Source organism: Polynucleobacter necessarius, assembly GCF_900095205.1.
GTDB lineage: Bacteria > Pseudomonadota > Gammaproteobacteria > Burkholderiales > Burkholderiaceae > Polynucleobacter > Polynucleobacter necessarius_E.
The window spans coordinates 882,097-906,232 of record NZ_LT606951.1 but is presented as its reverse complement, the minus strand read 5'-3'; the positions used below and the strand labels follow the sequence as shown (position 1 = coordinate 906,232).

General features: G+C 44.9%; 30 protein-coding genes, 1 tRNA gene and 6 pseudogenes. 12 read left to right on the top strand and 25 right to left on the bottom strand.

Annotated features, from left to right (window positions below; translation table 11 throughout):
* Nucleotides 1-26 precede the first annotated feature (26 nt).
* Nucleotides 27-518 carry an acetolactate synthase small subunit gene (gene ilvN / locus DXE37_RS05045; RefSeq protein WP_114636795.1) on the bottom strand — a complete coding sequence of 164 codons (492 nt, stop codon included), beginning with the start codon at nucleotides 516-518 and terminating at the stop codon, nucleotides 27-29.
* Entirely contained in the window at nucleotides 518-2,305 is a 1,788-nt protein-coding gene (locus tag DXE37_RS05040) for an acetolactate synthase 3 catalytic subunit (protein ID WP_114636794.1), read from the bottom strand. Before DXE37_RS05040 ends, ilvN begins: the two co-directional genes overlap by 1 nt.
* A gap of 191 nt (nucleotides 2,306-2,496) precedes the next feature.
* Here DXE37_RS05040 and DXE37_RS05035 point away from each other — a divergent pair.
* The 5 genes and pseudogenes from DXE37_RS05035 to DXE37_RS05015 all read left to right on the top strand — a co-directional run bounded on the left by DXE37_RS05035 (nucleotide 2,497) and on the right by DXE37_RS05015 (nucleotide 4,705).
* Nucleotides 2,497-3,101, top strand: a pseudogene (locus DXE37_RS05035) (RNA polymerase sigma factor).
* A 50-nt stretch (nucleotides 3,102-3,151) separates the two neighbouring features.
* The gene (locus DXE37_RS14305) at nucleotides 3,152-3,367 is read left to right on the top strand and encodes a hypothetical protein (protein WP_415067122.1); all 216 of its coding nucleotides are present in this window, start codon (nucleotides 3,152-3,154) and stop codon (nucleotides 3,365-3,367) included.
* Nucleotides 3,330-3,521, top strand: coding sequence for a DUF3619 family protein (locus DXE37_RS13475; protein ID WP_269460294.1), 192 nt, complete (start codon nucleotides 3,330-3,332; stop codon nucleotides 3,519-3,521). The genes DXE37_RS14305 and DXE37_RS13475 overlap by 38 nt, the downstream gene beginning before the upstream one ends.
* 289 nt (nucleotides 3,522-3,810) lie before the next feature.
* Nucleotides 3,811-4,170 carry a DUF3106 domain-containing protein gene (locus DXE37_RS11350; RefSeq protein WP_197713097.1) on the top strand — a complete coding sequence of 120 codons (360 nt, stop codon included), beginning with the start codon at nucleotides 3,811-3,813 and terminating at the stop codon, nucleotides 4,168-4,170.
* Complete coding sequence (locus DXE37_RS05015) at nucleotides 4,157-4,705, top strand: RDD family protein (protein ID WP_114636791.1); 549 nt, start codon at nucleotides 4,157-4,159, stop codon at nucleotides 4,703-4,705. The genes DXE37_RS11350 and DXE37_RS05015 overlap by 14 nt, the downstream gene beginning before the upstream one ends.
* Here the strand turns inward: DXE37_RS05015 and DXE37_RS11345 are convergent.
* From DXE37_RS11345 to DXE37_RS04975, 12 genes and pseudogenes are all read right to left on the bottom strand, one after another.
* On the bottom strand, nucleotides 4,691-5,266 hold the full coding sequence (locus tag DXE37_RS11345) for an FtsX-like permease family protein (protein WP_197713096.1): 576 nt from the start codon (nucleotides 5,264-5,266) through the stop codon (nucleotides 4,691-4,693). The two genes, DXE37_RS05015 and DXE37_RS11345, sit on opposite strands and share 15 nt — an antisense overlap.
* An 11-nt stretch (nucleotides 5,267-5,277) precedes the next feature.
* Complete coding sequence (locus DXE37_RS11340; RefSeq protein WP_197713095.1) at nucleotides 5,278-5,922, bottom strand: ABC transporter permease family protein; 645 nt, start codon at nucleotides 5,920-5,922, stop codon at nucleotides 5,278-5,280.
* Nucleotides 5,906-7,135: an ABC transporter permease gene (locus DXE37_RS11335; RefSeq protein ID WP_231971167.1), complete on the bottom strand. Its 1,230-nt coding sequence runs from the start codon at nucleotides 7,133-7,135 to the stop codon at nucleotides 5,906-5,908. Before DXE37_RS11335 ends, DXE37_RS11340 begins: the two co-directional genes overlap by 17 nt.
* Nucleotides 7,136-7,176: 41 nt before the next feature.
* A pseudogene (locus tag DXE37_RS05005) lies at nucleotides 7,177-7,961 on the bottom strand (SDR family oxidoreductase).
* Between the two features lie 30 nt (nucleotides 7,962-7,991).
* Nucleotides 7,992-8,889: pseudogene (locus DXE37_RS05000) on the bottom strand (tripartite tricarboxylate transporter substrate binding protein BugE); the annotation flags it as partial.
* Between the two features lie 114 nt (nucleotides 8,890-9,003).
* Complete coding sequence (locus DXE37_RS12510) at nucleotides 9,004-9,339, bottom strand: hypothetical protein (RefSeq protein ID WP_231971166.1); 336 nt, start codon at nucleotides 9,337-9,339, stop codon at nucleotides 9,004-9,006.
* A gap of 301 nt (nucleotides 9,340-9,640) precedes the next feature.
* Complete coding sequence (locus tag DXE37_RS04990) at nucleotides 9,641-10,270, bottom strand: MlaD/PqiB family protein (protein ID WP_197713091.1); 630 nt, start codon at nucleotides 10,268-10,270, stop codon at nucleotides 9,641-9,643.
* An 11-nt stretch (nucleotides 10,271-10,281) separates the two neighbouring features.
* Nucleotides 10,282-10,398, bottom strand: coding sequence for an MlaD family protein (locus DXE37_RS11325; protein ID WP_197713090.1), 117 nt, complete (start codon nucleotides 10,396-10,398; stop codon nucleotides 10,282-10,284).
* 12 nt (nucleotides 10,399-10,410) lie between these two features.
* Nucleotides 10,411-10,554, bottom strand: a complete 144-nt coding sequence (locus tag DXE37_RS11320; protein ID WP_197713089.1) for a hypothetical protein — start codon at nucleotides 10,552-10,554, stop codon at nucleotides 10,411-10,413.
* On the bottom strand, nucleotides 10,551-11,327 hold the full coding sequence (locus tag DXE37_RS04985; RefSeq protein ID WP_114636790.1) for an ABC transporter ATP-binding protein: 777 nt from the start codon (nucleotides 11,325-11,327) through the stop codon (nucleotides 10,551-10,553). Before DXE37_RS04985 ends, DXE37_RS11320 begins: the two co-directional genes overlap by 4 nt.
* Nucleotides 11,327-12,094 (bottom strand): annotated as a pseudogene (locus tag DXE37_RS12505) (MlaE family ABC transporter permease). Before DXE37_RS12505 ends, DXE37_RS04985 begins: the two are co-directional and overlap by 1 nt.
* A gap of 498 nt (nucleotides 12,095-12,592) precedes the next feature.
* A tRNA-Arg gene (locus DXE37_RS04975) sits at nucleotides 12,593-12,669 on the bottom strand.
* A gap of 18 nt (nucleotides 12,670-12,687) precedes the next feature.
* Here DXE37_RS04975 and greB point away from each other — a divergent pair.
* Nucleotides 12,688-13,188: a transcription elongation factor GreB gene (greB, locus tag DXE37_RS04970; protein WP_114636789.1), complete on the top strand. Its 501-nt coding sequence runs from the start codon at nucleotides 12,688-12,690 to the stop codon at nucleotides 13,186-13,188.
* Nucleotides 13,189-13,192: 4 nt separating this feature from the next.
* On the opposite strand, the gene DXE37_RS04965 is transcribed toward greB, so the two are convergent.
* From DXE37_RS04965 to DXE37_RS04950, 4 genes are read right to left on the bottom strand one after another with little or no spacing between them, the layout of a single operon-like run.
* Nucleotides 13,193-15,583 carry a RelA/SpoT family protein gene (locus tag DXE37_RS04965; RefSeq protein ID WP_114636788.1) on the bottom strand — a complete coding sequence of 797 codons (2,391 nt, stop codon included), beginning with the start codon at nucleotides 15,581-15,583 and terminating at the stop codon, nucleotides 13,193-13,195.
* Nucleotides 15,584-15,598: 15 nt separating this feature from the next.
* Nucleotides 15,599-15,802 carry a DNA-directed RNA polymerase subunit omega gene (gene rpoZ, locus DXE37_RS04960; protein WP_011902918.1) on the bottom strand — a complete coding sequence of 68 codons (204 nt, stop codon included), beginning with the start codon at nucleotides 15,800-15,802 and terminating at the stop codon, nucleotides 15,599-15,601.
* A gap of 44 nt (nucleotides 15,803-15,846) precedes the next feature.
* The gene (gmk, locus tag DXE37_RS04955) at nucleotides 15,847-16,485 is read right to left on the bottom strand and encodes a guanylate kinase (protein WP_114636787.1); all 639 of its coding nucleotides are present in this window, start codon (nucleotides 16,483-16,485) and stop codon (nucleotides 15,847-15,849) included.
* Nucleotides 16,486-16,497: 12 nt separating this feature from the next.
* A complete protein-coding gene (locus DXE37_RS04950) occupies nucleotides 16,498-17,406 on the bottom strand; it encodes a YicC/YloC family endoribonuclease (protein ID WP_231971165.1) in 909 nt (302 codons plus the stop codon).
* An 89-nt stretch (nucleotides 17,407-17,495) separates the two neighbouring features.
* Here DXE37_RS04950 and rph point away from each other — a divergent pair, with 89 nt between their 5' ends.
* Genes rph through hemW form a run of 3 tightly spaced genes read left to right on the top strand, consistent with a single transcriptional unit; the run spans nucleotide 17,496 to nucleotide 20,018 of the window.
* The gene (gene rph / locus DXE37_RS04945) at nucleotides 17,496-18,236 is read left to right on the top strand and encodes a ribonuclease PH (protein ID WP_114636786.1); all 741 of its coding nucleotides are present in this window, start codon (nucleotides 17,496-17,498) and stop codon (nucleotides 18,234-18,236) included.
* Nucleotides 18,237-18,247: 11 nt separating this feature from the next.
* On the top strand, nucleotides 18,248-18,853 hold the full coding sequence (rdgB, locus tag DXE37_RS04940; RefSeq protein WP_114636785.1) for an RdgB/HAM1 family non-canonical purine NTP pyrophosphatase: 606 nt from the start codon (nucleotides 18,248-18,250) through the stop codon (nucleotides 18,851-18,853).
* Entirely contained in the window at nucleotides 18,831-20,018 is a 1,188-nt protein-coding gene (hemW, locus tag DXE37_RS04935; protein ID WP_114636784.1) for a radical SAM family heme chaperone HemW, read from the top strand. Before rdgB ends, hemW begins: the two co-directional genes overlap by 23 nt.
* Before the next feature lie 11 nt (nucleotides 20,019-20,029).
* Here the strand turns inward: hemW and DXE37_RS04930 are convergent, their stop codons facing one another.
* Genes DXE37_RS04930 through DXE37_RS04915 form a run of 5 tightly spaced genes read right to left on the bottom strand, consistent with a single transcriptional unit; the run spans nucleotide 20,030 to nucleotide 21,826 of the window.
* Nucleotides 20,030-20,650: an enoyl-CoA hydratase-related protein gene (locus tag DXE37_RS04930; protein ID WP_231971164.1), complete on the bottom strand. Its 621-nt coding sequence runs from the start codon at nucleotides 20,648-20,650 to the stop codon at nucleotides 20,030-20,032.
* Between the two features lie 9 nt (nucleotides 20,651-20,659).
* Nucleotides 20,660-20,830 carry a hypothetical protein gene (locus DXE37_RS12500; protein WP_231971163.1) on the bottom strand — a complete coding sequence of 57 codons (171 nt, stop codon included), beginning with the start codon at nucleotides 20,828-20,830 and terminating at the stop codon, nucleotides 20,660-20,662.
* A 7-nt stretch (nucleotides 20,831-20,837) separates the two neighbouring features.
* Entirely contained in the window at nucleotides 20,838-21,038 is a 201-nt protein-coding gene (locus tag DXE37_RS04925) for a hypothetical protein (protein ID WP_114636783.1), read from the bottom strand.
* 4 nt (nucleotides 21,039-21,042) lie between these two features.
* Complete coding sequence (locus DXE37_RS04920) at nucleotides 21,043-21,306, bottom strand: tripartite tricarboxylate transporter substrate-binding protein (protein WP_114636782.1); 264 nt, start codon at nucleotides 21,304-21,306, stop codon at nucleotides 21,043-21,045.
* Nucleotides 21,275-21,826: a Bug family tripartite tricarboxylate transporter substrate binding protein gene (locus tag DXE37_RS04915; protein WP_114636781.1), complete on the bottom strand. Its 552-nt coding sequence runs from the start codon at nucleotides 21,824-21,826 to the stop codon at nucleotides 21,275-21,277. Before DXE37_RS04915 ends, DXE37_RS04920 begins: the two co-directional genes overlap by 32 nt.
* 243 nt (nucleotides 21,827-22,069) lie before the next feature.
* Here DXE37_RS04915 and DXE37_RS13465 point away from each other — a divergent pair.
* The 3 genes and pseudogenes from DXE37_RS13465 to trpR form a co-directional block, all read left to right on the top strand.
* A pseudogene (locus DXE37_RS13465) lies at nucleotides 22,070-22,323 on the top strand (CoA transferase); the annotation flags it as partial.
* Nucleotides 22,324-22,361: 38 nt separating this feature from the next.
* A pseudogene (locus DXE37_RS04910) lies at nucleotides 22,362-23,135 on the top strand (CaiB/BaiF CoA transferase family protein).
* Nucleotides 23,136-23,219: 84 nt separating this feature from the next.
* Nucleotides 23,220-23,504, top strand: coding sequence for a trp operon repressor (trpR, locus tag DXE37_RS04905; protein ID WP_114636780.1), 285 nt, complete (start codon nucleotides 23,220-23,222; stop codon nucleotides 23,502-23,504).
* A gap of 1 nt (nucleotide 23,505) precedes the next feature.
* Here the strand turns inward: trpR and DXE37_RS11305 are convergent, their stop codons facing one another.
* On the bottom strand, nucleotides 23,506-23,676 hold the full coding sequence (locus tag DXE37_RS11305) for a hypothetical protein (RefSeq protein WP_197713086.1): 171 nt from the start codon (nucleotides 23,674-23,676) through the stop codon (nucleotides 23,506-23,508).
* Nucleotides 23,677-23,772: 96 nt separating this feature from the next.
* The gene (locus DXE37_RS11300; RefSeq protein ID WP_197713085.1) at nucleotides 23,773-24,075 is read right to left on the bottom strand and encodes a flavodoxin family protein; all 303 of its coding nucleotides are present in this window, start codon (nucleotides 24,073-24,075) and stop codon (nucleotides 23,773-23,775) included.
* Between the last annotated feature and the right edge of the window lie 61 nt (nucleotides 24,076-24,136).

Here is a 24,136-nt window from a genome sequence, read left to right as displayed (position 1 = left end):
AAGTAATGCAGTAATGAGTTAAAAAATTAGACCTTGAGGATGCGCTCGCCACGTCCAATCCCAGAACCGCCCGAACGGACAGTCTCCAGGATTGAGGCGCGATCAATCGAATCAATAAAGGCATCCAGTTTGGCACCATCACCAGTTAACTCGATGGTGTAGCTCTTATCAGTCACATCAATGATGCGGCCGCGGAAGATATCGGTAGTACGCTTCAATTCTTCACGTTCTTTGCCCACAGCTCGCACTTTAATCATCATGAGCTCACGCTCAATATGCGGCCCTTCGCTCAAATCAAAGACTTTTACGACTTCTACTAAGCGGTTCAAGTGTTTTGTGATTTGCTCAATAACATCATCAGAACCAAAGGTAACGATCGTCATGCGAGAAAGGGATGGATCTTCAGTAGGAGCAACACTTAAAGTATCAATATTGTAACCACGGGCAGAAAAAAGACCTACAACTCGGGACAATGCACCCGGCTCGTTCTCAATTAGTACAGCAATAATATGACGCATTAAAGATCCTCGCTACCCAAAAGCATTTCAGTAATTCCCTTGCCCGCTTGAACCATCGGCCAAACGTTTTCTTCCGGGTCGGTCTGGAAATCCATAAATACAGTGCGATCTTTTAGGCGGATCGCCTCTCTGAGAGCACCTTCGACATCCGATTTCTTTTCTATCCGCATACCAACGTGACCATACGCTTCTGTCAACTTCACAAAGTCAGGCAATGAATCCATGTATGAGCTGGAATAGCGTTTGTTATAAGTGAGTTCTTGCCACTGACGAACCATTCCTAAGTAGCGATTGTTTAATGACACAATCTTTACAGGAGTATCGTATTGCTTGCAGGTTGATAACTCTTGAATGCACATCTGAATAGAGCCTTCACCAGTGATGGTGAAAACATCCTGCTCTGGAAATGCCTTCTTGATACCCATGGCATATGGCAAACCAACGCCCATCGTGCCAAGACCGCCAGAGTTAATCCAACGGCGAGGCTTATCGAACTTGTAGAACTGAGCTGCCCACATTTGGTGTTGCCCTACATCAGAACAAATAAAAGCATCACCACCAGTAAGCTCCCACAGCTTTTGAACAACATACTGTGGCTTCACAATTTGCGAAGCTTCGTCGTACTTCAAGCAATCTTTTTTACGCCACTCATTAATCTGATCCCACCATGCGGCAACTTTGTCACCATTCTTGCGAGGACCCGATGCTTTAAGTTGCGTGGTTATTTCAACCAAAACTTCTTTAAGATTGCCAACGATGGGCACATCTACTTTTACACGCTTGGAAATTACCGATGGATCAATATCAATATGAATGATCTTGCGTGGATGACTTGCAAAGTGTGATGTATTTCCGATCACACGGTCATCAAAACGTGCACCAATCGCAATCAACACATCACTGTGTTGCATCGCCATATTTGCTTCATAAGTTCCGTGCATTCCGAGCATGCCTAGGAACTGTGGACTTGTGCCTGGAAAGCCGCCCAAACCCATTAAAGTATTGGTAACGGGATAACCTAAAAGGTCAGCAAACTCTTTTAATTCTGGAGCAGCATCAGAAAGAATAACGCCACCACCGGTGTAGATGTATGGACGTTCTGCCTCCTGCAGTAATGCGACTGCCTTACGAATCTGACCGCTATGCCCTTTCAATACTGGATTGTATGAACGCATCTCGAGACTCTCTGGATATACAAAGGGGCCTTTAGCTGCTGAAACATCTTTCGGAATATCAATCAATACTGGGCCAGGGCGACCGGTCTGAGCGATATGAAACACTTTTTTCAATACCAATGGAAGGTCTTTGACATCCTTTACAAGGAAGTTGTGTTTCACAACTGGGCGGGTAATGCCAACTGTATCGGCCTCTTGAAAGGCATCTTCACCGATTGCATATGTCGGTACATTTCCGCTGATGATGACCATTGGAATGGAATCGGTATAAGCAGCAGCAATACCAGTTACAGCATTCGTTACGCCAGGACCAGATGTGACTAGTGCAACTCCAACCTTACCAGTTGCACGCGCATAGCCATCGGCTGCATGAACCGCTGCTTGTTCATGGCGAACCAAAATATGTTCAAACTTGTCTTGCTTAAAAATCTCGTCATAAATAAAGAGAACTGAACCGCCCGGGTAACCCCAAACATATTCAACACCCTCTTTGTGCAATGCCTGCACGAGCATTTCTGCGCCAATCATTTCTGGAGGCGCAATTTCGTTATTTGTATTTACTGAGTCTTTAATAGCTTTAGAAGCTAAAAATTCGGCGCTGCTTGTATTCATTTTCTTTCGTCCTTTGCAATTTTCGGCAAAAAATTGTTTGGTCTGTTCTGTCTCCTGCTTTTGGCCTGAGTTCGAACGGCGCTGCTACCGGAAAAAACCACTTCGAATGAGATTCTAGGTAGTAAGCCCTATATTCTATAGCAATCCCCTAAAATGGCTTAATTCCTACTGATTCAGGTCTAATCCATTGCATGGCATCAGCCCAAGAACTATCTGACTTTCTGAGTAGCGTCGAGCAGCGTGCGTTTAAGCAGACGGTATACGCCGTGCGCGACGATGATGCGGCGTTAGATATTGTTCAGGATGCCATGATCAAATTAACTGAAAAGTATGGGGATCGACCTGCTGCCGAGCTTCCTCTGGTATTCACCCGAATTTTGCAAAATCGAATACACGACTGGTTTAGAAGGCAAAAGGTTAGAAATACTTGGGTGACCCTGTTTTCTAATATGGGGAAAAGGGTGAAGAAGGCGATGATTTTGACCCTTTGGAGTCCCTATCAGCTCCGGATGACAGCGAAATACACCAAGATGGTGCTCAAAAACTTGAAAAAAATCAGCTTTTACAAGCTTTGGAGTCAGAAATATCTAAATTACCTGTACGTCAACAAGAAGCCTTCCTCATGCGTTGTTGGGATGAGCTAAATATTACTGAGACGGCCCAGGCGATGAGTTGTAGCGAAGGTAGCGTCAAAACCCATTGTTCTAGGGCCACCCAAACATTAGCTAAAGCATTGAAATTAAAAGGAATTACGCTGTGGAACACTTTGATGACTAATTTACCGAGACCCAAGTAGACCAATTTGGTCAGGCTAGTGCTGCCCTACTTCGTCAAAGTACCCAGCACATTCCTCAGCAGATCAAGGATCGCCTGTATGCAACCCGCATGAAAGCGATCGCCGCAAGAAAGCCTGAAAAAGTACGCATTCAAAAGCAAGTTTTGGCAGGAACCCGCTCGCAACTGGACTTCTGGTTCAAATGGAATATAGGATACCGTTGGTTGGATTGCTCCTCTTATCGCCCTTGTGTTTGGCCTTATCGGTATTGCGCAATGGCAAGATGATTCGCGAATTAACGATATCGCAGAGGTTGATGCAGCATTGCTTTCCGATGATGTACCTCCTGATGCTTACGCAGATAACGGATTTATGGCGTTTCTTAAAAACGGCCCTCTCTCCGAATCCGATAGCTCCACTGATCCAGTTCAAAGCAACTAAATAAAGTTCGTTTGATGCCGCGGACTACTAGAACGCACATTGCTATCAGCCTTACGCTGATAGTAGCTTGCTACACATCTCATTTATCACCAGCGTATTCTCAACCAGCGCCTACGGCTGCCCATGGCAAATCTACCGCCATACCTGAAAAGAAACCTGATGGGACATGGGAAAGTCTTAAACCCGTGCAACAAAAAATTCTGGCCCCACTAGAAAGCGATTGGGACTACATGCTGCCTGATAGTCGTAAAAATGGATTCAGGTCGCCAATATCTACCCCAAAATGAGGTTGCAAGACCAAGAACGCCTTCAATCTCGGATGACGGGTTGGTCAAATCTTTCGCAAAAAGATCATCGTATTGCGCGCGAAAACTATCTGAGTAGTCTTAAGTTCCCGGCCGAGAAAAAAGCTGAGGCTTGGAGTGCATATCAAAAATTGAGCGATGAACAAAAGAAAAAATTAGCCAAGATGGAGGTTAAGAAAAAGCCGAACGCTATAATGCTCCAACACTCCAGCAACATGCCATTAAGCAAAAGACTACCCCTACACCACCAGCCCCAAGACCTAGAGCCACTCCTGTGGAACCAACGCCTCCAGCTTCATCTAGCGCAGAGTCTCAATAAAGTATTAGCTTATGACGCCTGCTGAGCTCAATGTATTACCTTCGCCCAAATTTTGGCGCAGAGTGTCTTGCTGCCTCTACGAACAATTGGTCTTATTAGGTGTAATCGCACTTACTTTCCTAGTTCCCAATCTAATGCTTGGGATTCTGTTTGGTGCTGCCTTACCAAGTTGGCTTACTTTTCTATATCTCTATGCAGTTTTAGGCATTTACTTTGTTTGGTATTGGACAAAATCTGGCCAAACACTTGCAATGCAAACCTGGCGTGTTCAAATGATCGGTTGCGACGGATATCAGCCCACTAAAAAGCAGGCCTGCTGGCGATATATTTATGGCTCTCTTTGGCTAATACCCTGCGTCATCTTGCAATGGGCTTTTCATTTGGAGAAGTGGCAAATCATTGAAATGCTCTTTACGGTGGCACTATTTATTTGGCCGTTAAGCATTCATTTGGATCGACGAAACTCTTTATATCGACAAAGTCTGCCAGATCGATTTTCTGGAACTCGCTTAGTAGAGCTACCTAAAAAATCTAGCAACACTTTCCTAAGCTTCACGTAAACATTCAATTGCAGTAGCTTTTTGAATTCGTTTCTGAAAGCGATAGCCAGACGCAAAGCAGGCAATAACTCCAAAAGAAATACCCATCAATACTGCCTCACCAAAGGCATTAAATTGAATTTCCATTACATAACGTCCTAAAGCCCAAGCCGCAAATCCAGCCGCTAGGCCAGACAACATCCCTGTTATTACACCAATCATCAACAACTCAAGGTTAGCAATATTTCCTAGCGTATGTCGTGAAGCACCCAATGCCTTTAGTAAAGCGGTATTTCTAGAGCGCTCCTCTTGTGTGGCGGCAAGGGCCGACATCAAAACCAAAATGGCAGCAGTAATCGTAAACATCAAAAGCAAGCCTAATGCTGAGGAGAGTTTATTGAGAATGCCCTGAATTTGTTGCAAAGAAGCAGAAACATCCACAATCGTAATATTGGGATAAGTCTGGCTTAACTGAAAATCCAATATATCCTTCTTGGGTGGTTGGAAGTATGAAGTAATCCAAGACTGCGGTAATGAGTTCAATTGGGCGGCAGGCATAATGACAAAAAAGTTAACGCGCATAGACCCCCAATCTAGTTTTCGCAAAGAAGTAATCGGGGCGGTGATTTTTCCCCAGCAACTTCAAACGTTAATAAATCACCCATCTTTAATTTCAGGGTTTTGGCTATGCCTGTTTCCATCGAAATTTGGGGTGCGTCACCTTCAATCCATTTCCCAGAGAGAATTTGATTGCCTTCTGGCAATCGATCGGAATATGACAAATTAAACTCTCGATCTACTAAGCGTCTTGCATTCTCATCAGCATAATTATTGGGAGTAACTTCATTACCATTGATTTCAATTAAACGTCCCCGCACCATTGGAAAGAATTGGGGGGTTGAAACACCCGCATCGACTAGTGATTGTATAAGCCCCTGCTTTTGGTTGTCTTGAACATTGATCATGAAACGATTAGGTGCATCACTAGGGATATTGCCTTGCCATGCACTCAAGAAATCAGCCCGCAATAAAAGAATTAACAGCAAAGACATCAGCGCTATACCTAGGGCCGTAATTTGAATAATGACCAAGCCTGTTCTTCGGCCTTGGGAGAGTATTACAAAGCCCAATGCAAAACGCTGGGTACGTATGCTAGTGAGGAGTTTTAATAGCAACCATGAAACAGAAGCAAAAATGATGATTGCTCCAGCAAAACTAAGGCTAGTCCATAGAGCCAATTTCCCAATCGCGAGCCCCCGCAATCATGCTTAATACAATCGCTGTACCTAAACCGCAGATAGCAGTCCAAAGGGTGGATATATCGAGGTCATCGAATTCTTTTCTGATTAGTCTGATTAGGGAAACTTTGACTAATTTAAAAATAGCTGGGCCAACAAAACCAAAGAGCAAACACCACGACACCAATACACTCCATAAAACAGGCCAAAACGATACTTGCGGCAAATCAGACATCACTAGATTGTCCAACAGAAGGGTTAATATGTGTTGTCCAAGGTACCCCAACAATGCCCCCAAAAGTGCTGCAATAAGTCCCAAGGCTAAAAGTGTGATTCCCTCTCTTTTTAAGATGGTCACTGAACTAGCCCCTAAGCATTTAAGGACAGCGCAAGCATCAGCTTGTTTGCGGGTATAGCGGTGTGCTGACAATGCTATTGCCACCGCAGCAACCATTGCCGTTAACAGTGCAATTAAAGATAAAAATCGATCAGATCGCTCCAGCGTTTTGCGCATCATTGGTTGGGCATTTTCTAAAGCCTCAATGCGCACACCTTTAATTGCCCCAGCCTCAATAAATTGATTAGCCCATACTTCATAAGACTTTATTTGCTTATCTGAACCTACGAGAAGTAGTCGATAAGTGACTCTGCTTCCTAGACCAATCAGACCAGTTGATTCCAAATCAGCTATGGACATCATCACCCGAGGGGCAAAATTCATAAACCCCGCCCTACGATCTAGTTCTTGCTCCAAAATTCCGCCAATCACAAACGTTTTTTGGCCAAGCTTAATCTCATCACCCTCTTTGGCAAACAAACTCGCTAGCATTGCGGGATCCACCCAAACAGAGCCTTGCTGCGGTCCTGAGGTAAGTATTTGGCCCTGTGCGCTAGTCTGTACGCGCAATGCTCCACGCAAAGGATAATGAGCGCTTACCGCTTTGAGTGATGCTAATTTGCTATGTGAAGCGACGGTAGCCATGCTTGGGAAAACTACCGTTTGGGCTATTTGCAGATGACTGCTTTGCGCTTCTTCTAAAAACCGAGCTGGCAATGGCTGATCAGAGGCAATTAATAAATCAGATACTAAAAGTTGTCGAGCATCCAATGCAAATGCCCTCTGCATCCGATCCGCTAGAAAACTAACGCTAGATAGCGCAGAAATTGAAAGGGTTAAAGCAACAAATAGCCAAGCGAGCTCTCTCGAGCGCAAATCCCGCCTAATTAACCCAAAGAAACGAAAAATATTCTGAATCAAATTGCCTGAATTTGTCCGCCATCAACCCTCATGACGGCACCGGTAATAAAGGAAGCGTTTTGACTGGCTAAAAAAGCTGCTGTATCCTCATGTTCCTGAGGATCACTGCATCTTTCCATGGGGATTTGTTTCAAGCTATCCTTAACAACATCCTCATAAGAAATACCTTCACGTTTAGCACGGGCCTCATCAACTGCCTTAGGCGATCAGTAGCCACCCTTCCAGGCATGATGATATTCACCGTAACACCCCTCTGCTGCCACTTCCGCCGCAAGCGTCTTGGACCACGCCAAGAGTGCGGCACGCAATGTATTGGAGACAGCCAATTTTGATAGGAGCAATAGCACCAGATGTAGTGCTAGTAATAATGCGGCCCCATCTTCGTTGACGCATTCCAGGCAAAACGCGATCGGTAATGGCAATCAGCGAAATCACCATATCGTTAAAACTTTTTTGCCACAATGCGGGGTCTTGTCCAACTGCCGTTGTCGGAGGCAGACCGCCAGTATTGTTAATCAAAATACAATGGGTCCGAGCTCTTTTTCTACTTTTGAGACCAAACTATCAATCACTGATAAGTCGGTCAAATCCCAATTGAGCGCAATAGCTCTTCCACCCGCCGCCTCGATTAATCTAATCGATTGTTGCAAGCCATCTTCATTGCGACCAGTTACAGCAACGTTGACACCCTCTCTCGCCAAAGATACGGCCATCTCGCCTGCCCCAATCCACGGCTAGAAGCCAAGACCAAGGCAACCTTCCCCTGTATTCCTAAATTCATTTGATCTCCAACAACTTATATTTATATTTTTTAATCAAGCTGCAGTTTTTGCTTGGCAACAACCTCTTTATAGACGGTGTATTCCGCCTTAATTTCTTTTGCAAAGGCTTCAGAACCATTTACATTAATAATTGAACCGATATCTTCAATTCTTTTCTTCACGGCAGGGTCGGAAAACCACCTTTTTGAAGAGCCACATTGTATTTTTCGACAACATCTTTTAGTATACCAGCAGGCCCTAATAATCCATAGTAAGCCATACGATTGACAAGCGCTAAACCCACTTCAGCAAAAGTGGGGACATTAGGTAATTGGGCTAAGCGTTTTGGAGCAGCAGCAACGATTGGGACTAACTTGCCATCTTTTATAAACGGCAATGAAGATGGCAAGTTATCAAAAATCATAGATACTTGGCCTCCCACCGTATCTGCCAAAGCGGGACCAGCGCCACGATAAGGGATATGAACAATGAATACGCCAGTCAAACTCTTAAAGAGCTCGGTTTGCAGATGACCAATCCCACCAGTGCCAGAGCTTGAGTAGGAATATTTGCCAGGACTTTCTTTCAAAACCTGCATAAACGTTTTAAAATCCTTTGCTGGGAAGGATGGATTAACAGCGATGATGTTGGGAGTAGCTGCAATATTACTAATTGCAGTGATCAGTGACTGGGTCATATCCAATCTTCGGGTTAATAGCAGGATTAGCAGCCGTTGTGGATACGGTAGCCATACCAATGGTGTAACCATCTTTAGGAGCACGCATGACCTCTAGGGCACTAATGGAGCCTCTACCCACCCGCTTTGTTTTCAACGATTACTGGCTGAGCTAATTGGCGACCCAAAGCGTCGCCTACCGCTCGGGCAATGATGTCGGTACTTCCACCGGGTGCAAATGGGACAATTAAGTGAATTGGCTTCGCCGGAAAGTTTTAAGCATGAATATTTCCAAAGCTCGCAAGAGCCAGCGGCGCAAAAGTAGCTGCACATGCGACTCTCTTCAGAGCGACTTGAGATAAATACAATTTCATCGAATTACTGTCCTAGTGGTTTAGGCAAACTTCCAGCATATTGATAAAGTTGCGCCTCATATACTCCTTGAAGATTTCTGACAGCGCTTCTTGTTGACCTAATATCACAGCTTCAGGTGTATTGTCTTTGAGAGCCACACGCTTGGTGTAGCGATTTGCACCAATCAAGGGATTGCCATTCTTACCTCCGTACTCCACTGAAAGGAAAAACTCAACACTAACAACCGCCTCAGGTTTTGTTCGGTAATCGCCATAGAATTCATTGACTGGTGCCTGCAGGGTATAACAAGAAAAGAGGCTATTGCTGTCACCAACCGCTGCAGAAAAATATTGGCTTTGTTTAACCATTGACGCTCAGCGCTACCAATCATCTCTGAAGGAATCGTTGCATACACGTTGTAGAAGTCTTTCTCATACCGCGTATCGCCTAAGCGATAAACCAAAGATTTAGTATCGAATGGCGGTGCCACTGTAACAGAAGCAACCTTAAGCCAAAAATCTGTACGAGGCTTCAGAGGTGCGCCTGTTCGCTCAGGCATTACCACCCAACTCGTTGGCGTAACTGGGGCACGGGTTGGCAAAGAACAAGCTGTCAATAAACCAGCGGTGGCACATAAAAGTAAAAAGTTAATCATTTATTTGCTCCTGGCTAGCCTTGGGTACCATTCATGGGAAGAGTAATCTTCGCAGGTGGCTCGCCCCAGATTAGGCTCGATGGTGACTGGCTAGCGATACGACTTAATTCATTTAACTGTTCGCTAGTTTGTTTTAAGTTCTCGATCGTGTAATGCGTATCTCCCTGCATGCTGGTAATCGTCTGCCGCAGAGAAACAATGGCCCCAACCAATTCACGCATTAAGACATTTAATTCGTCTTTATCAGTCACTTTATTAATACGAGTCAATATCACATTCAACTGCTTCACTGAATCAATGAAGCCCTCATTACCCTTGCCATCTCCAGCCATTACAGTATTCAGATTATTAAGCAATGTATCTATTTTTTTCTGAGTACCATCGACATTCATATCATTCAGAGCGCCGATGAGTTTTTGAATGCCGGAGATGATTTCATCAGCCTGATTTGGCATTGAAGGGATAACTGGGTAATCCGGCTCCCACGAATACGGCAGTATCTGCGTATCAGCTGTGCTAGAGACAAAATCAAACTCAATGTAATTCACGCCCGTAATACCCATCGATTTCACACGAGCACGCAAATGGTTTCTCACAAATTCATTAATTTGGTCGGCATTTACTTTATCGCCAAAAATTTGCATCCTGCCTACGATTACTGACGACGATCATGAAACGGAATATCACTTTCGTAAATATCGCCTGATAAACCAATCGTCGTTACTTGACCAATATTGATGCCACGGAAGCGTACAGCAGCTCCGGCATTCAACCCTGTAACCGATTACTTGATATACGTTTCAACCATAAAAGATTTTTGGAAGATTTTTCCACCACCAAATATGAGAATCACAGCAATCAGCCCGCCAATTGCTGCGAGCACAAATACGCCTAAGCGGAAATAATTGGGATTTGAATTATTACTCATGCTGCGTCCTTGTTCATAATGCGATTGAAGAATTGATGAACCCGTTGATCTTTGCTGGTATCACGTAAAACTTTAGGGTCACCCTCAGCGATGATGCCCTTTGCGCCTTTATCCAACATAATGACTTTGTCGGCAATAGCGTAAATACTGGCAAGCTCATGCGAAACAATGACAAAAGTGATGCCTAAATTCTTTGATAAATCCAAAATAGTGCTATCGAGATCGGCAGATGTAATAGGATCTAAGCCTGCAGAAGGCTCATCTAAAAATAATATTTTTGGATCCAGAGCCATTGCCCTGGCAATCGCTGCACGTTTTTGCATGCCACCGCTAATTTCACTAGGCATATAGTTCTCATAAGGTAAGAACCCCACTAAATCCAATTTGCAACGGGCTAGCAGGTCCATTTGCGGCTGGGTCAACTGCGTATATTCCTGCATGAACAAAGTCACGTTATCTAGCAAATTCATGGAGCCAAATAATGCCCCTTGCTGATACATCACACCAAAGCTTGTCATGATCTTCTGGCGCTCTGCACCAAGCGCAGTGGTGATATTCTGCCCCTCAATAAGCACATCGCCTGATAGCGGCTGATAAAGCCCAAATAGATTTTTTAATAGACTAGACTTGCCGCAACCAGAGCCGCCTAAAATCACAAAAATTTCACCGTAATTCACGTTGAAATTAAGATTCTGCATAAGAACATTTGAGCCGTAACCCACAGTGAGGTTTTGAACTTCAATCGCGTATTGGGATTTTGCGGGCGTATTCATCAGAAACCTGTCTTATAGGAAATGAAGGCAAAAATTCCGTCGACCATCACGATTAAAACAATGCTGCTCACTACAGCGCATGTTGCTGAAATACCCACTGCTGCCGCACCATTACCAGTCTGCATACCCCGCAAACATCCAACCGCTGATACGACAACACCAAACAGCGTTGCCTTGATTAATCCTAAACCAATATCCTCAATATCTACCGCTGAAAGCATGCCGTTATAAAAATTAACGAACGGTATACCGTAAATCAGCATCGTCAACATCGAAGAAAAAATACTGACGATATCGGCATACAAGGTCAAAATAGGCGCAACTAAGATGCCTACCAGAACGCGTGGTACAACTAAAAACCGTATGGGGCTTAGACCACCAGATACCAATGCATCAACCTCACTATTGACGGTCATAGTTCCGATTTCTGCTGCAAACGCAGCAGATGAACGTCCTGTTAACAAAATAGCGGTAATTAAAGGCCCCATTTCTCACACAATTCCCAAAGCAGCCAGAGGTCCGACAAAGGAGACCGCTCCAAACTGCTGCATACCGATAGCTGCCTGGAAAGATAAGATGACGCCAATCAAAAAAGCGATTAGACCAACAATAGGTAAAGCAGCAATCCCCGCCTCTACCGCCGCATTCACAAAGTCACCCCAACGCACTTGTTTAGGATGCCGAAGAGACCAAAATAAATCCGACGCCAAATGACCTGTAAATGTAATTAAACCAACAGCATCATCAATTAAGTCTTGGAAGGCCATTCCAGCGCTAACCACAAAATTCCTTTTGGGTTTTTGTACTGGAACTGGAAATAAATTACTGATCGGATTGAATTCATTGAGCAATGGCTCATAACGAGAGTCCAAGCCAACAAGGTCAAACTTTGCACCCGATGATGTTTGCGCCTCTTCAACCTCTATCAAAAATGCAATACCGGCACCATCTAAACAAGTGACGTTTGATGCATCAAAAGTTAGAGACTTGCTTTTTCCGTCCCCTTATTTGAGCCATGCCTCCTGAGCATCTCGAATTTGAATCCAAACACCGCCCAAGGAATAAACATTGATATTGCCGCTAGCAAGCACTTTGGCATTATTGGCGTCGGGGGGCCTGTGACCAAACCGCCACTGGGGCGTTAGAAACAGCGGAAATGGCTTCAGAATTGCTCATAGACGAACTATAAGGTATCTATGTGAAAGTTATATAAAGCCTCAAAAAAAGAAAATGGCCTAATTTTCAAACTAGGTCCTCATATCAGGTGGTGCGGCTGGCAGGAATTGAACCCACGACCCCTTGGTTCGTAGCCAAGTACTCTATCCAGCTGAGCTACAGCCGCAACAGCCATAATTATGCCATGGAAGAGAAGAACTACATCACACCCGCAGGTCATGAGCGCATCAAATCAGAGCTCCTACAGCTCCTAAACCTTGATAGACCAGAGGTTGTCAAGGTTGTTCACTGGGCTGCCAGCAATGGCGACAGGTCGGAAAATGGGGACTACATTTATGGGAAAAAGCGCCTGCGGGAGATAGATAGACGGATTCGGTTTCTCAATAAACGCCTCGAATTTGCGGTTGTGGTTGATAACTCCGCAAGAAAATCCGGGGAAAATGACGCCGAACAGGTATTTTTTGGTGCCACTGTGACCTACTCGCCCTTAGAGGGTCCTGAAACTGACAAAAAAACCGTGATCACCATTGTTGGTGTTGATGAAGTGGACTTAAATAAAGGGCACGTCAGTTGGGTGTCGCCCGTAGCCAAGGCTCTCATAAAGTCCCGCATAGGCGATTGTGTATTTATACAAACCCCCAGTGGCCCTGCCGAAATCGAAATCTTAGATGTTCAATACTTGTAAAAAACTAAATTGCGCGAGTACGGGTCACTCTCATTACGTCGGGATTAGCGCGTAGACTGCGCATGACTTTAGAAAGATGTAAACGATCGTAGACCTGAATCGTAAAACGAATAGTGACTGAATCTTCTTTGTATCGATCTTCCATGGATACATTCATGATGTTGGAGTCAGCTGCAGTGACGCTACTTGCCACCCTAGCTAATACACCCTTACCTTGGCGCGTATCGATTGCTAAATCTAACTCAAACTCACGATTGAGCTCCTTACCCCACTCAACTTCAACCCATTTATCACTATCCTTCGAGAGCATTCGCAAAGCAATGGGGCAATCATTGGTGTGAACTTGTGGCCCTTCTCCCTTACCGAGATAGCCAATAATATTGTCGCCTGGAATGGGGTGACAACAAATTTGAAAGTGAATTGAATTGCCCTCACGACTATCAACCAATATAGCCTGTCGTTGATGATGGTGGGTTACGTCTTGATGAGGCGCGACCCAATCGGCAGCACCGAGACGCATCTGTTCAGACCCACCCTCATCATCAATTAAGATTTTGATGCGTATTGCCAACTCTTGGGGTGAACGTCTACCTAAGGCAATATTGACACACGCTTCTTCACGGGTTTTATCTCCCGTCCAATGCATCAATTTTTCCCATATCTCTGGACTGAGCAAGGCAGCATCAACGCCCTGTTGACGTAAAGCGTTCGCTAATAGACGCTCACCTAACTGCAGTGATTCTGAGTAATGTTTTGTTTTCAATGAATGACGAATGGAAGCGCGTGCTTTACCAGTACGCACAAATGCCAGCCATCCTGGGTTTGGCTGAGAGTTTGCAGAAGTAATTACTTCAACAATATCGCTATTTTTTAACTCACTACGTAAAGGTAGTTGCAAACCATTAATTTTGACCGCTACACAAGTATTATCAAGATCACTATGAATAGAATACGCAAAATCTAAAGCAGTCGCGCCTCTTGGCAATGCTCTTATCTGTCCTGTAGGGGTAAAGACATAGACAGCATCTGGGAACAAATCAATCTTGACGTGCTCTAAAAACTCCTGAGAATCACCACTACTATCTTGGATATCAATCAAGGACTGTAGCCATTGATGAGCGCGATTTTGTACCTCACTCATGTCTGGCGAGCCGTCTTTATATGCCCAGTGAGCAGCAACGCCAGCTTCCGCAACAGCATGCATATCTACTGTACGAATCTGAAACTCAACCGGAACCCCTGAAGGACCCAAGAGAGTCGTGTGTAAGGATTGATATCCGTTTAATTTTGGTATAGCTATGTAATCCTTAAACTTACCGGGCATTGGCTTATACAAAGAATGCAAAATACCAAGTGCGCGATAGCATTCATCAATTGAATGGACGGTTACCCTGAAAGCATAAACATCAAGCACTTGTGAAAAACTTAAATGCTTAGAACGCATCTTGTTGTAAATACTAAAGAGCGTTTTTTCACGACCACGAAGATCCACCTCTAAATTGGCTTTTGCAAAAACCATGCGGGAGGCCTGCAAAATCTTCTCAACCATTTCCTTGCGATTACCACGCGCCCGCTTGACCGCGCCTTCAATCACACGGAAACGCATTGGCACGAAATAGCGGAAACTGAGATCCTGCAGATCTCGATAAATCACATTCAAGCCAAGCCGGTGGGCAATAGGAGCGTAAATTTCTATCGTCTCTGCTGCTACCCGACGACGCTTCTCCATCGGCACAGCATCTAGAGTGCGCATATTATGCGTACGATCTGCTAGCTTTACCAAAATAACGCGTACATCACGCGCCATCGCCATAAACATCTTACGAAAGCTTTCTGCTTGGGCTTCTGCATGACTCTGGAACTCCAATTTATCGAGCTTAGTAAGTCCTTCAACTAGCTCTGCTACCTTGCTGCCGAACTTTTCTACCAAGTCGGATTTGGTGCAGCCAGTATCCTCAATCACATCATGCAGCAAGGCCGCCATAATGGATGGTGCATCCAAACGCCACGTAGCACATAACTCAGCTACCGCAACTGGATGGGTAATGTAAGGTTCGCCGCTGTGGCGATATTGACCTAGATGAGCAGCATCAGAAAACTGAAATGCTTTTTTGATTTGTGCTACTTCTTCAGGCTTTAGATATGAAAGTTTGGATAGTAAACCCTCAATTGATACAACCTGATGCTTGAGGGGTAAGTTGGGGGCCGAGGTTGGCCCAAATAAATGACGACTCGATTGCGCCAATAAGCTCGCAATGATAGATTTTTTACCGCCCTGAGATGAGTCAGACTTAATGTCCAACAATTGCGCCTGAGCTGAGTCAAGCGAAGCATCTTTAGACGAGATGCTTCCTACTTTATCCGATGTTTTGACTGTTCCTAAAGGAAGCTCCACACCGGAATCCCTGAATTAGAGTGGTACTTTGGTCAACATGTCACGGTCAGTTACGCCAGCAGCAACTTCACGCAATGCAACTACGGTTGCTTTATCTCTGGACTCAACACGTGGGGAGTGACCTTGAACCAGTTGGCGCGCACGATAAGTGGCAGCCAAAACCAATTCAAAACGATTTGGGATAGTTTTAAGACAATCTTCTACAGTAATACGGGCCATCCTGAACTCACTTAATTTAGCTTCAATACCTATAGGATAACTGATTAGACACCCAGACACTTCAAAAGCGCAGGGTTTTTGGCCATACTAGGTCCAGAACGCAGTCGGCTGGAGGCCAAAATATGCTTCAAATCCACCAAAGCCTGCTCGAAAGAATCATTCACCACAATATAGTCAGCTTCCTGAGCATGCTGCAACTCTATGTGTGCGGCCGCCAAACGGCGCTGGATGGTTGCTTCATCATCCTGCCCTCGCTTACGTAAGCGCTCTTCCAATGCCTCGATCGACGGCGGGAAGATAAAAATCCATTGCGCTGAAGGCGCTAATTTCCGAATCTGCTGTGCGCCCTGCCAATCGATCTCCAACATGACATCACTACTAGCCTTCATCTGCGACTCAATCCAAGGTCTTGATGTGCCATAAAAATGACCATGAACTTCAGCCCACTCTAAGAAATGTCCATCATCTCGCTCTTGTAAAAAATCTTCTTTTGCTAAAAAGCGATAGTCTTTTCCATTTACCTCACCAGGTCTCGGAGCGCGGGTTGTAGTAGATAAAGACAGCATTAACCCTGCATCATCTTTCAGCAAGGCATTCACCAAAGATGACTTACCTGCACCGGATGGCGCAACAATCATCAACATACTTCCTTGGTAAGATGGCGTCAAATTAGGGTTCGTCATAATGATTCTGAGTTATTCAAGATTTTGAACTTGCTCGCGCATTTGTTCAATAAAAAGCTTTAGCTCTAATGCTGCTTGAGTGCATTCCTCTGACACTGACTTCGAGCTGAGCGTGTTTGCTTCGCGATTGAGCTCTTGCATTAGAAAATCCAATCGCTTACCGACCGGCCCCTTGCCTGCAAGCGCTGAATCAACTGCTTGTAAATGGGTTTTTAAACGCGCGAACTCTTCAGCTACATCAATTCGAACCGCATACAAGACAATCTCTTGACGAATGCGCTCCATCAATTCTGTACCAGCTTTTGCTTGCTCTTGAGCAGCTAAAGCCTCTGCCAGACGTTCGGTCAATTTTTCTTGATACTGGGCTACATATTCTGGGACCTTGGGCTCGATCAAACTGACAACGCCACGCATTTTGCCGGTGATGCTAGTCAGGATGCCTACCAACGCCTTTCCCTCTGCGTAACGACTTTCCATGAGCGCAGATAAGGCAGCACGCCCAGCCTCAACCGTAACTGTGATCCAGCCATCTTCTTCACCACGAGGCTCGGAAACAACGCCTGGCCAACGAAGAACTTCAGAAATACTCAGTTCTTGAGCCTTAGGAAATGTTTCTTGAGCTTTTTCTTGTAGGGTATAAAGCGCATCAAGACAATCTCGATTGATGGCGCCTAGGGCATGGGGATTGCTTTTTGCAGCTCCAGCAGCTGCGCTATTCACCCGCCAAGCAGCCCGAAACTCTACTTTCCCGCGAGATAAGCTCTGCGAAGCCATTTCTCGCAAGGCAGGCTCAGCTCCACGACACTCGTCTGGAAGACGAAAACCCAAATCCAGAAAGCGGCTATTTACTGCCCGACATTCCACCTGCAGATCAGCAACTACACCCGCCCCCCAAAGGGACTTGGCGAGAAGCGCTGCCATAACCAGTCATGCTCGATATCATATGAACATTGTAGATTCTTTATTGACGCACAGACCAAATACAGCACAAACCTTTAGGACCCCCTTTTATGAGCGCTACCAACTCCGCCAAAATTACACGCCCAAGTGGACGTCAGCCCCAAGATTTACGTCCTGTGACAATTTCTCGCGCCTTTACCAAGCATGCGGAAGGTTCTGTATTGATTGCCTTTGGTGATACGAAGGTGCTTTGTACTGCAAGCATTCTAGATAAAGTACCCCCTCATAAAAAGGGTTCTGGCGAGGGATGGGTTACTGCTGAATACGGTATGCTGCCCCGCTCAACTCATACTCGTAGCGATCGGGAAGCTGCTCGCGGCAAACAATCTGGACGCACACAAGAGATTCAACGTCTCATCGGGCGTGCTATGCGCAGCGTCTTTGATTTAAAAGTTCTTGGTGAAAGAACTATTCACCTGGATTGCGATGTTTTACAAGCAGATGGAGGTACACGAACTGCCTCCATCACCGGTGCTTACGTTGCAGCCCGTGATGCTGTTAACCAACTTCTGCAAAGTGGCGCCCTCACCAAAGATCCAATCATAGATAGTGTTGCGGCTATCTCCGTAGGCATCTATCAAGGAACGCCAGCCCTAGATTTGGACTATCCAGAAGATTCTTCGTGCGATACGGACATGAATGTGGTGATGACGGGTAAAGGCGGGATGATTGAAGTACAAGGCACCGCTGAAGGCGCTACATTTTCTAGAGTCGAACTCAATGCCCTCTTAGATCTAGCTGAGCAAGGTATACGAGACTTAACCCAATTGCAAATAGATTCATTGAAGTAAGCATTCAGGCCATGCAAAAAATCGTTTTAGCATCCAATAATGCTGGCAAGGTAAGAGAATTCCAGGCGCTTTTAGCGCCCCTAGATTTTCAGGTAATCCCTCAAGGTGAATTGGGCATTCCATCTGCCGAGGAACCTCACCATACTTTTATTGAAAATGCACTGGCTAAGGCGCGTCATGCCAGCGCTGCAAGTAACTTACCAGCACTAGCCGATGATTCGGGAATCTGTGCCCATGCTTTAAATGGTCAACCAGGTGTTTTCTCGGCTCGTTATGCGGGGACATCTGGCGATGACTCTGCTAACAACCAAAAATTAATTCGGGAGCTCAGTGACAAAACGAATCGTGGTGCACATTATGTTTGCGCCCTAGTATTTGTAAGCAGCCCAAACGATCCTGAACCTATCGTTGTGCAAACCCGATGGTATGGTGAGATTATTGATCAAGCTCAGGGATCAAATGGATTTGGCTATGACCCTCACTTCTTTTTGCCTGAACAAAACCTGACAGCAGCTCAATTAGATCCTGCTGTGAAAAATTTAATCAGCCATCGAGGTCAAACATTACGTGAACTCATTACACAGTTGAAATCTCGTGCTGAACTCAAGCCCCAATAAGGTATCTTTGACCGCATTGCCTCCTCTGGCTTTGTATATCCATTTTCCTTGGTGTGAAAAGAAATGTCCCTACTGTGATTTCAACTCCCATCAAATTAAAGAGAGGGTTAGCAAGGGAGGGTTTGATGAGCAGCGCTATATCAATGCACTGATTGCTGACCTAGAAACTGAATTGCCCAATGTTTGGGGGCGACAAGTCCACAGTATTTTTATTGGCGGTGGCACTCCTAGCCTGCTCTCTGCTGAGGGCATGGATCAACTGCTTTGTGCCATCCGTGCTCGGGTGAACCTCGAACCGGATACTGAAATTACGATGGAGGCAAACCCAGGGTCTATCGAGGCTGATAAGTTTGCCGGCTTTGCAAAAGCAGGGATTAATAGAGTGTCAATTGGAGTTCAGAGCTTTCAAGATGAACAACTCAAAGCTTTAGGCCGCATCCATAATGGTGATGAAGCTAAGCGCGCCATTGAAATAGCAATGAAGCATTTCAAATCCGTAAACTTAGATTTGATGTATGGCCTACCCAAACAAACCCTTAAGGCAGCTAAAGCAGATGTTGAAACTGCACTGTCATTTAAAACGCCGCACTTGTCGTTTTACAACCTCACGCTTGAACCAAATACCTATTTCGCGAACTTCCCACCGCAACTACCAAGCGATGATGAAGTGGATGCGATCTTTGAACAGAATTTAGATCTTCTTACCAAGGCGGGTTATCAACGCTATGAAGTATCTGCTTATGCAAAGAAAAATCAAGAGTGCAAACACAATCTCAACTACTGGCGCTTTGGTGATTACATCGGCATCGGTGCAGGGGCCCACGGTAAGATTTCCTTTCCTGACAAAATTACCCGTCAAGTAAGAGAGCGACATCCTGAATCGTATATGCAGGCAATGGAAACTAAAGATAACGCCTTAATTGAATCGAGAGAAATTCCTGCTAAGGATCTTCCTTTTGAATTCATGCTCAATGCACTAAGACTCACCAATGGAGTAGCAACCAACACCTTTAGCGAGAGAACTGGCTTGCCTTTAAGTGCAATAAGCCAAGGCCTGTTAGAAGCAAGTAAAAAACAATTATTAGATGAAAATCCCAGTCAATTAAAAGTTACTCCGCTAGGACTACGCTACCTCAATAACCTACAAGAGATATTTTTAGACTAAAGGCTGAAAATTCACTGCCCTGTCCAGGTAGGCGACTCACCTTTCAAAAAAGAAGCCGCTCCATTTTTAAAGTCGGAACTTCCATAAGTTTGTTTAATCAAATCATCACATGCAGGCAGATTATTTTTTATCAGCCTTGCCATCACTAGCTTGCTTGATTTTTGCGTCATTGGCGCCAGCTTAGAAAGTCGCCGTGCGAGAATATGAGCCTCGCGACCTAGATGCTCCTGCTCATGAATTGCAAAGATATAACCCTGGGGCATTAACTCTTCCGCAGGAATCATTTCTGCGAGCAAAAGCATACGCTTCACAAAATTGATATTTAGGTGCGCTACAAGCCAAGCAATGTTGGCGGCCGATAAGCAATTACCTAGAGTTTTAGCAATCGGCACACCAAATTTTGCACCCGGCGCGGCCAATCGAAAATCACAGCAACTAGCGATCGCTAATCCACCACCTACCGCCATGCCATCAATTACTGCGACTGTAGGAATAGGTAAGGCTGCCAAAGGAGGGGTGAAGTAACTATCAATCGCCTCTTCGTATCGAACCCCATCGCTACCATCTTGAAAATTTGCAAATTGGGCAATATCACTACCAGACACAAATGATTTGCCACCCGCACCGCGCAAGATAGCTACTCACACAGTTGGATTGGTGGCTAAATCCTCACAAATCGACTTTAAGCTTTGATGCATGTCAACAGTCATTGCATTACGTGCAACTACATGATCAAAGGTAATGTGGGCAACACCCTCCAATTTCTCTAAAGAAACTTGAGCAACATTCCCCACTTTTGCATGATCACCCATGAAAATCTTATTCAGCTTTGATATTTAAGCTTTTCACTAAACGCTGATACTTTACAAGTTCACCCAGCCAAAAATAGATTAAACGCTGCAGGCGTTGCGGGACCCTCAGGCTGCAAACCTCTTGGGCATCTAATGTCTCCTTAATCTGTGGATCTGCCATGGCAGCCTTAACGGCTTGGTCAATCTTATTGACTACTGCGGGATCCAATCCTTTAAGGACCCATTACAGAGTACCAATTAGTTACATCAAAACCGATGATACCGACCTCATTAAAGGTTGGAACAGTCGGTAGGATAGATAACCGTTTGGGGGTTGAGATTGCTAAAGCCTTGAGACTGCCGTCTTTAATCTGCTGCAAGTTGGGCGGCAAGGCATCAAAATTCATCGTAATCTGCCCGCCAAGAAGATCAATGATGGCCTGACTGCTGTCCTTGGAACGTGATTCAACTGAATGCCGGCAATCTTTGTGAACAATGCCCCGCTAGGTGTTGAGTGCTACCTATTCCAGAAGAGCCGTATGTCATCTGCCCAGGATTGGCTTTAGCCAGCGAGATCAATTGAGCAACAGAGTTCATGGGCAATGAAGCCTTGACTACCAATACATTGGGCACATAACCCAAGTAAGTGATTGGCGTGAAATCCGTTGCGGGATTATAAGGAACGTTAGTTAAAACAAATGGTGCAATCGCATTAGAGTTCGAATAACCTACTAGCAAGGTGTAGCCGTCTGGATTGGCTTTGGCAATCTGATCAGCAGCAATGGTGCCGGCTGCGCCGGATTTATTTTCCACAATCACGCTTTGACCCAGCATCTCACCCATCTTGGGTGCAATGGCTCGAGCAACAATATCGGTTCCACCACCAGGTGCAAAATCTACTACCAGACGTATAGGTTTATTTGGATAGACTTGCTGACCTACTGCCATAGATGAACTTGTTGCCAAGGCAATCGCAAGCAAGCTGCGCACTGCCCATTGGGGTGTTTTAACCAACATAAGATCTCCAATATTATTTTAGTTGTGTTTCATACTATAACAAGGTAATTCTAAACATATAAAAATAATTGAGACAATGACTGACGAAAACACCCATAAACAACGCTTTGGATGGCACGCCTGCACGGTCATCCAAACCGCTACCCCTCTCCGGTGTGCGCGTTCTTGACGTGAGTCAAGTCATGGCAGGGGCCCTACTGTTGCATGCTCTTGGCTGACTTGGGGGCAGATGTCATCAAACTCGTGGGGCCATGGGCTTCAAGATGAAGGGTTCAGATAGCATGGGCTTTCTGAACATGAACCGAAATAAACGCAGTCTTACCTTAAATCTCAAAACCGAAGCTGGCAAAAAGGTATTTTTTGAGCTTGTGAAGACAGCAGATATCCTGGTTGAGAACTACCGTCCTGGCGTAATGAAAAAATTAGGTATTGATTACCCCTCATTGCAGGCAATTAATCCAGGTTTGGTCTACGCCAGCATTTCAGGGTTTGGTTAAACCGGTCCTTGGGGGCTGATCGACCAGGTTTTGATCTCATGGCTCAAGCCATGTCAGGTGTCATGAGCGCTACTGGATACCCCGATGGCCCTCCTGTTAAAGCTGGCGTTCCGGTAGCTGATATTGGTTGTGCACTATTTGCAGCCTATGGCATCTTGTCGGCCTATATTGGCAAGACTAAAACTGGCGAAGGGCAATTTATCGATGCCTCACTCTTTGATTCTGCACTGGCCTTCTCTATCTGGGATACCGCTCAGTACTTACTGGGGAGCCAGCGTGGAGCCCTGCAAACTTGGCACCGCTAATCATATGAGCGCCCCCTATCAAGCCATGAAATCCTCAGATGGTTATTTTGTGATGGGGCCACCAATCAAAAGCTATGGAAATTACTTTGCGACAAGATTGATCGCCCCGAATTATTTGACGACAACCGCTTTAAAACAAACCCCCTGCGCCTTGCAAACAGATCGGAGCTAGCAACAGAACTAAAAAAGATCTTTGTTACCAAAACAAGTGATGAATGGGTCGACATACTACTTACTGCAGGCATTCCAGCGGGTCCAATTAATACCTACCCTGAGGCATTTGACAGTGAGCACGGTCGCCATCGCAAAATGCGCATGGAAATTGATCATCCTATCGAGGGGAAGGTGCCTAATATTGGCTTTGCCGTCAAAATGAATGGCACACCTCAAAAGGTATATCGCCATCCTCCATTATTAGGCGAACATACAAGCGAACTTCTTGCAGAACTTGGCATTACTGGTGAAGAACTAAAGTCTATTGAGGCTGGCGGCGCTTTTACACCTTAAATCAAAAAGTATTATTGTTTGCAAATATGGCATAAGTTTAAAATTTATGTCATCGCATGCCACTAGAAAGATCGGAGCATATTCATGAATAAATCCAAGGCCAGTCAGGCCTTAATAAAAATGCTTTGCGATATTGAGAATCCTAATGAAATGCGATTCTTTCTAGATCAAATATTAACCGCTGGAGAAATCAACGATCTTCTTGATAGGATTAGGATATACCATATTCTTTCCTGTACTGAGACTCCTCAAAGGGAGTGCGCCAAATCTCTTAACGTGAGCATCTCTAAAGTAACCAGAGGATCAGCAAATTTACGAAAACCTAAATCCAAAGAATATTGGAGATCAAAATTTGATGATCCAAATTGAATTAACCATGGGAAGCACGAAATCGTTGGTGAACGTCATGCATTCTCTCAATCGTTTGGTCTAAGGCCTCCAAAGCTTCAGCGTTATCCAAAACCCCTCCCAACATTCCCAAAAAAAGTGCCGGGAATCCTGACCCCGCCACAATCATCTTGTTAAGCATAATATTTAACATGATCTGTGAATATACGGCTGTGTGCCCATACCTCCTGCCAACAACAACGATGGCAGCAATTTTATCTTTTAGAGGCCGATCGAGTGGGCGCAAATATCAATAGCCAACCCTTTCTAGAAATGCCTGAAATTTACTGTTTGTGCCAAACGCATGCATGACTGGCATATAAATTCCATCGGCAGATTGCATATCAGCAAGAATACTTGGCATATCGTCAGAAACTTTGCATGGAGAACATTGGCATGCGTTATCAGCATCACAGAATTCAATATGCATATCAGCCAAATGAATGAATCTTCCATTTAGGCCCTTACTTGCAAATTTATCCTGCAATACCGAGCAAATATGATTACTTAAGCCGCTTTTTCGTGACGATCCAACTAATACACAAATCCTCATAGCAATGACTCCATTTAAAAACTACATTTAATGAGTCCGCTATTATTTGGATGCTATAGGA